4 protein-coding genes are annotated in these 5370 nt (G+C 49.5%); 2 read left to right on the top strand and 2 right to left on the bottom strand.

All coding sequences use genetic code 11. The annotated features are described in order from the left end of the window. Window positions 1-165: 165 nt before the first annotated feature. Window positions 166-1008, bottom strand: a complete 843-nt coding sequence (locus EKM83_RS12860; protein WP_125577939.1) for an aldo/keto reductase — start codon at window positions 1006-1008, stop codon at window positions 166-168. A gap of 241 nt (window positions 1009-1249) precedes the next feature. Between EKM83_RS12860 and EKM83_RS12855 the strand changes: the two genes are divergently transcribed. Further along, window positions 1250-2071, top strand: coding sequence for an Ig-like domain-containing protein (locus EKM83_RS12855; protein WP_125577937.1), 822 nt, complete (start codon window positions 1250-1252; stop codon window positions 2069-2071). A gap of 260 nt (window positions 2072-2331) precedes the next feature. Continuing rightward, window positions 2332-2682: a hypothetical protein gene (locus EKM83_RS12850; protein WP_125577935.1), complete on the top strand. Its 351-nt coding sequence runs from the start codon at window positions 2332-2334 to the stop codon at window positions 2680-2682. 66 nt (window positions 2683-2748) lie between these two features. Here EKM83_RS12850 and EKM83_RS12845 read toward each other — a convergent pair whose 3' ends face one another. Further along, the gene (locus EKM83_RS12845) at window positions 2749-4650 is read right to left on the bottom strand and encodes a heavy metal translocating P-type ATPase (protein ID WP_125577933.1); all 1902 of its coding nucleotides are present in this window, start codon (window positions 4648-4650) and stop codon (window positions 2749-2751) included. Window positions 4651-5370 lie beyond the last annotated feature (720 nt).

Here is a 5370-nt window from a genome sequence, read left to right as displayed (position 1 = left end):
GAGATCCGTTTAAGAAGTAAAAAACTACCAAGGCAACGAGAGTCAGCGGTTGGTAGTCTTTTGTTGGGCCCCTTTAAGGGGCTTTTTGCGTGTGATGAGCCCTTCTAGGGCGGTTATAAAGCCACCAGCTGTGCTGGTGGATGTTTACTATTTAATAGATGCGAACTACTTTGCCAGTGCCTTCAGTGCGTCAAAGTCTGCTTGGCTCAAATCAATGTCTGCGCCGTGAATGTTTTGTAATTCATGGTCAGTTGACTTGGTCCCGGGGATTGGCAAGATGACAGCGGAACGCTTCAACAGCCAAGCCAGCGCGATTTGTGCAGGAGAGGCGTCGTATTTCTTGGCGATATTGGTCAGCGTCGGGTTGTCGATCAGTTTCCCGGTCGCCAGTGGGAACCACGGGATAAAGGCGATGTGGTGGGCATCGGCGTAGTCTAAGACGTCTTCATCTTGACGATTGCTGAGGTTGTACATGTTTTGGACGGAGACGATAGGCGCAATCTTTTCGGCTGCCTTGAGTTGGTCAACGGAGACCTGACTCAAGCCGATGTGTTTGATCTTGCCTTCGTCTTGCATGTCCTTGAGCACGCCAATCTGGTCAGCTAGCGGCACCGTTGGGTCAATGCGGTGTAGTTGAAGCAGGTCGATGTGGTCCAGCCCCAGCGTGAATAGGTTCAATTCAACTTGTTGGCGTAGGTAGGCGGGCACTCCAGTTGGCGTCCAAATGTCAGGGCCTTGGCGCGTCTGACCGACTTTAGTGGCGACCATGACGTGGTTGTTCGGCCGTTCCTGGAGGGCTTTACGCAGATATAGGTTGGCATAGAAGGGGCCGTAAGCGTCGGCGGTGTCAATAAAGTTAACGCCATTGTCGATGGCCGTTTCAATGACCTTGACCGCGTTATCTGGGTCAGCCACAGGGCCCCAGACGCCTTTACCAGTCAGTTGCATCGTACCGTAGCCTAACCGATTAACGGTTAAGTCATCATCAAATTTAAATGTTTTCTCCATTAGAGTACCACCTAACTAAATAGAATGAATTTACTCACAATAAGTTAGTCTTTTTAACCAGTAGAAGCAAACATTTGGTTTCGTTTCCGATTATAAATAAAGTTAATCTTAAGGGTGGTTAAAAAATGCTAAACTCCTGTTCGATTTTGGTTCCTTTTGCCATAAAATCTGTTATACTACTAATCGGTTAAATAAATTAATTGCCGGTGGGAAACGCCGGTAGAATAGGGGTCAGGATATAATGAAAAAATTTATGGTTGCGATGACCGGTTTGGTCACTTTAGCTACTGTTGGCGCTGTTGCCCCAGTTTCTGTGGCGACGCCTGCTGTAACGGCTCATGCGGCAACGCACGTTGGGCCAAACTTGAGTGTTAACGCCATTTACACGTCTGCCAACAAGGTTTCGGGGACGGCAACGAAGGGTTCTAAGATCACCGTTAAGGCGACGAAGAACGCTAAGAAGAACTTGGCTAGCGGTACTGCTTCTAAGAAGACTGGCAAGTACAGCATCAAGCTGTCCAAGAAGCTAAAGAAGAACGCTAACGTTTACGTTTACGCAACTAATCCTAAGACCAACACGTCTTTCTACCGGATTATTCGGGTCCAAGCCGCAGCAACTAAGGCTGCCACGAAGAAGACCACGACCAAGAAGACTACGACCAAGAAGACGACCACGAAGAAGGCCGCAACCAAGAAGTCTACTAAGAAGACGACGGCTGCTAGCTTCTCCGTTAAGACGCCAACCGGGACTTGGAAGTCAAACACGGCTAACAAGTACTCCCAAAAGTTCGTCTTCAGTCAAAAGGCCGGCTTTAACCAAACCCTTTACAAGAACGGCAAGAAGGTCAAGACTTTGGTTTCTTACGCGACCTACAGCGTAAAGGCCAAGACCCCAACTTTCTGGAAAATTACTTACACGCCTAAGGGTTCCAAGACGTCCAAGAGCTTCTACATGCACTTTACGTCTGCTAAGAAGTTCAAGATCGTTAACAGCAAGGATAAGGCCGTTGCCGTTAAGGCCGGCGTTGCCCCAGCTGCTAAATGGACTTTCACTAAAGCTTAATTCAAATCAGTAAACGCAAGACGCGGCATGATGCCAAGTTGATGCGGAGAGGTCAGGACTGCGGTTCGGGCCTCTTTTGTTTTGACCTAAAAATTAGCTTGGTCCAGCTTAGTCGTGAAACGGCAGGCGGCCATAGCGGTTTATCACAAGTTTATTTATCCAGTTTAACGGTAAAGCGGAAACACTTTTTGTATCTTCAATCAGAAAAGGGTAAGATGTTTAGAGAAACTGATATTTTCAGGGGAAAAGGGGAAAAACAGGTGCGACGGTCGATTAGAATAAGTTTAACGGCCCTAGGTGTCGTCGGGTTGGCCATTGCGGCTGCCTTGGCCATGGGCTACATGGCTAATGACGTGGCTGTTTCGTACGGCGAGGCGGCCGGTTCCGAATTGGTCTTATGGGTCTTGATGGCCAGCGCGACCGTGATTTTTGCCGTGAGCCTCTTTTGGCTGCGGTTCCGCGGCATCACGCTACTGAGTGGAGTCTTGGGCGTCGTGAGCGTTAGCGGCTACGCAACGCTAGTGGGGACCGGCTTTGACTGGCTGATTTTAGGCTACCTGCTGTACCTTTGCGTGGGTAGTGGATTGAAATGCTATGCAATTAAAATTTGAGCAAGACAAAAGCCCCGACCGGCCATCATGATGATGGTTGGTCAGGGCTTATTTTAATGCGTTCGATTAGTTCGTTGCTAATTGTTGGGTAGCTGGTTTGGCTTGCTTGGCGCCGCGAGGCTTGTAACCAATCAGGCGCATCGCGTTGAAGATAACCACGAGGATGGAAGCTTCGTGGACGAACATCCCACTAGCCATGTAGATGTAACCGTAAACCAACCCGATCAGTAGGAAGGCGACCGTTAAGATGGCGATGGTAATGTTTTGCTTGGTGTTGGCTGAAGTCTTCTTGGCCAAGCCGACCGCGTGATTCAAAGCGGTAAAGCTGGATTGCATCAGGACCACGTCGGCAGTTTCAATGGCGACGTCGGTCCCACCACCCATGGCGATACCGACACTAGCGGTAGCTAAGGAAGGACTGTCGTTGATACCGTCGCCGACGAAGGCAACGTTGCGGCCCATGTCTTGGAACTTCTTAACGAAGGTGACCTTGTCAGCTGGCAGTAAGTCGGCGTGCACTTCGTCGATGCCTAAGGATTCAGCAACGGCTTGGGCAGTGGCTTGGTTGTCACCAGTTAACATTACTAAGTGCTTGATGCCTTGGCGTTTCAAAGCAGCTAAAGCGGCAGGAACTTCTGGGCGAACCGTATCAGCGACCCCTAAGATAAAAGCGAGTTGACCTTGGTAACCAACTAAGACGGTGGATTGGCCTTCGTCTTGCATGCTGTGCAGGTCAGCGAGTTGGTCGTCCGTTAACGTGATGTCATGGTCTTTCAATAAAGCAGCGTTACCGACGTACAGGTCGTTGTCGTTCCAGTGGCCGACCATGCCGCGGCCCTTGATGGTTTCAGTTTCCATGGCACTGGCGTTGTCTTTGAGGTGAGCATCCAAATGAGCCACAATGGCTTGAGCCAGCGGGTGATCAGAGGTCTTTTCGACTTGAGCGACACCGGCTAAGAGGCTTTGGTCATCTGTGTATTGTTTCATGTCGGCCACCGTCATTTTACCAGTGGTCAGGGTCCCGGTCTTGTCAAAGACGATGGTGTCAACCTTGGCGAGGCTTTCGACCACGTCGCCACCCTTGATCAGGATACCGTTTTTGGCACCGTTACCGATCCCAGCAACGTTAGAAACTGGGGCACCGATAACCAGGGCACCAGGGCAACCGAGGACTAAGACGGTGATGGCTAACCGGAGATCTTGTGAGAAGACGTAAACCAGAATGGCAATGACTAAGACAGCGGGGGTGTAGTATTGGGCAAATTTATCAATGAAATTTTCGGCAGGTGACTTGGTATCTTGGGCTTCTTCGACCAGTTCAATAATCTTAGAGAAGGTCGTTTCGTCCCCGACTTGGGTGGCTTCAATGGTTAAGGTACCACTTTCAACCATGGCACCGGAGTAAACACCGTCACCATTTTGCTTGTTGATGGGGCGGGATTCACCGGTAATGGAAGCTTCGTTGACGTAGCCAGAACCATCGACGATTTTACCATCGACTGGGACTTGGCCACCGGCCTTGACTAAGACCACGTTGCCTTCTTCCAGGTCATCGACGTCGACTTCTTCAGTCGTACCGTCATCGTTGACCAGTTGAGCAGTGGTAGGCGCCATTTCTGTCAGCGACTGGATGGCACCCCGGGTCTTGGCCAACGTCTTTTGTTCCAGGTAAGAACCGAAGAGAAAGAGGAAGGTCACGATAGCGGATTCTTCAAACTCCCCAATGGCGAAGGCCCCGATAACGGCGATGCCGACCAGCAGTTCAATACTGAAGACCTTGGCTTTCAACGCGCTGATGGCCCGCAAAACGATTGGCGCCGCGGCGATGACAGAAGCGATGATCCAAGCGGTATCGGTCACGTACGGCACTTTAGTAAACCAGGTGTTGAGAAAACCCAGAATGATTAAGCCGGCTGACCAAAAGGTAATGGGATTGGTGTGACTGTAAATAAAGCGTTGAAATTTCATGGGAGAGCATCCTTTCTATTGATAATTCCTAAGTTCTAAAATGTTTCGTCCTTGTTTATGTTTCCATTATGCCGTGGATTGGGGGAGATTAACTTGATGCGAATCAAGTTGGGGGAAATAGTTGGGATTATTTTTGATTTTTTTAGGAAATGCTGTATCAGTGCATGTATTTCTGGTCATTTGTTCTTGCTAAGATGATGTTATGAGGTATAAATCGAAAAAAGATGATCCGCCCTCTCAAAGTTTGAGGATAGACCATCTTTGGGGATGCCCATAAATAAAAAAGCCGTCCTGATTATAACTTTGGCGAGTTACAGGACGACAATCTTCAAGTAACTGAAGGTTGAAAGATAAATATCAGCTAGAAGCACTGTCACCACGCGACTGATAACGTAAAAATTAGTCGTTTATAGCATCCTAGTAAGGACTGGCCGCCTACCGTCAGCCAACTATGGGTTGGAACGCGGTGGGCGGACCGGACCGAGCCTGAGAACCGGTCTCGGCCTCGCTTTGAGCCGAAGGTCACGTCTCAAAGACGCCAGTTGTCTAAGCGGCATGAACCACGCCGCTTAGACAACTCCCACGGCTGAACCCATATTTGGCGGACTCTCGGCTACAAGTGTGCTTGCTAGTAACAGTTGGTTTAGCCACAGGTGGCGATTGATTGGGCAACTAATCTTTAACTAAGACAGTGTTGCTGATAATCGCCAACTCGCCGGA

This window comes from Levilactobacillus angrenensis (genome assembly GCF_003946085.1).
GTDB classification, from domain to species: domain Bacteria; phylum Bacillota; class Bacilli; order Lactobacillales; family Lactobacillaceae; genus Levilactobacillus; species Levilactobacillus angrenensis.
The sequence above is the reverse complement of the archived record's forward strand: the minus strand, read 5'-3'. Positions and strand labels throughout refer to the sequence as shown.

Bases quoted from the DNA above. Each gene is read 5' to 3' on its own strand.
- EKM83_RS12855 (WP_125577937.1), top strand. From the start codon at position 1,250: ATGAAAAAATTTATGGTTGCGATGACCGGTTTGGTCACTTTAGCTACT.
- EKM83_RS12860 (WP_125577939.1), bottom strand. From the start codon at position 1,008: ATGGAGAAAACATTTAAATTTGATGATGACTTAACCGTTAATCGGTTA.
- EKM83_RS12845 (WP_125577933.1), bottom strand. From the start codon at position 4,650: ATGAAATTTCAACGCTTTATTTACAGTCACACCAATCCCATTACCTTT.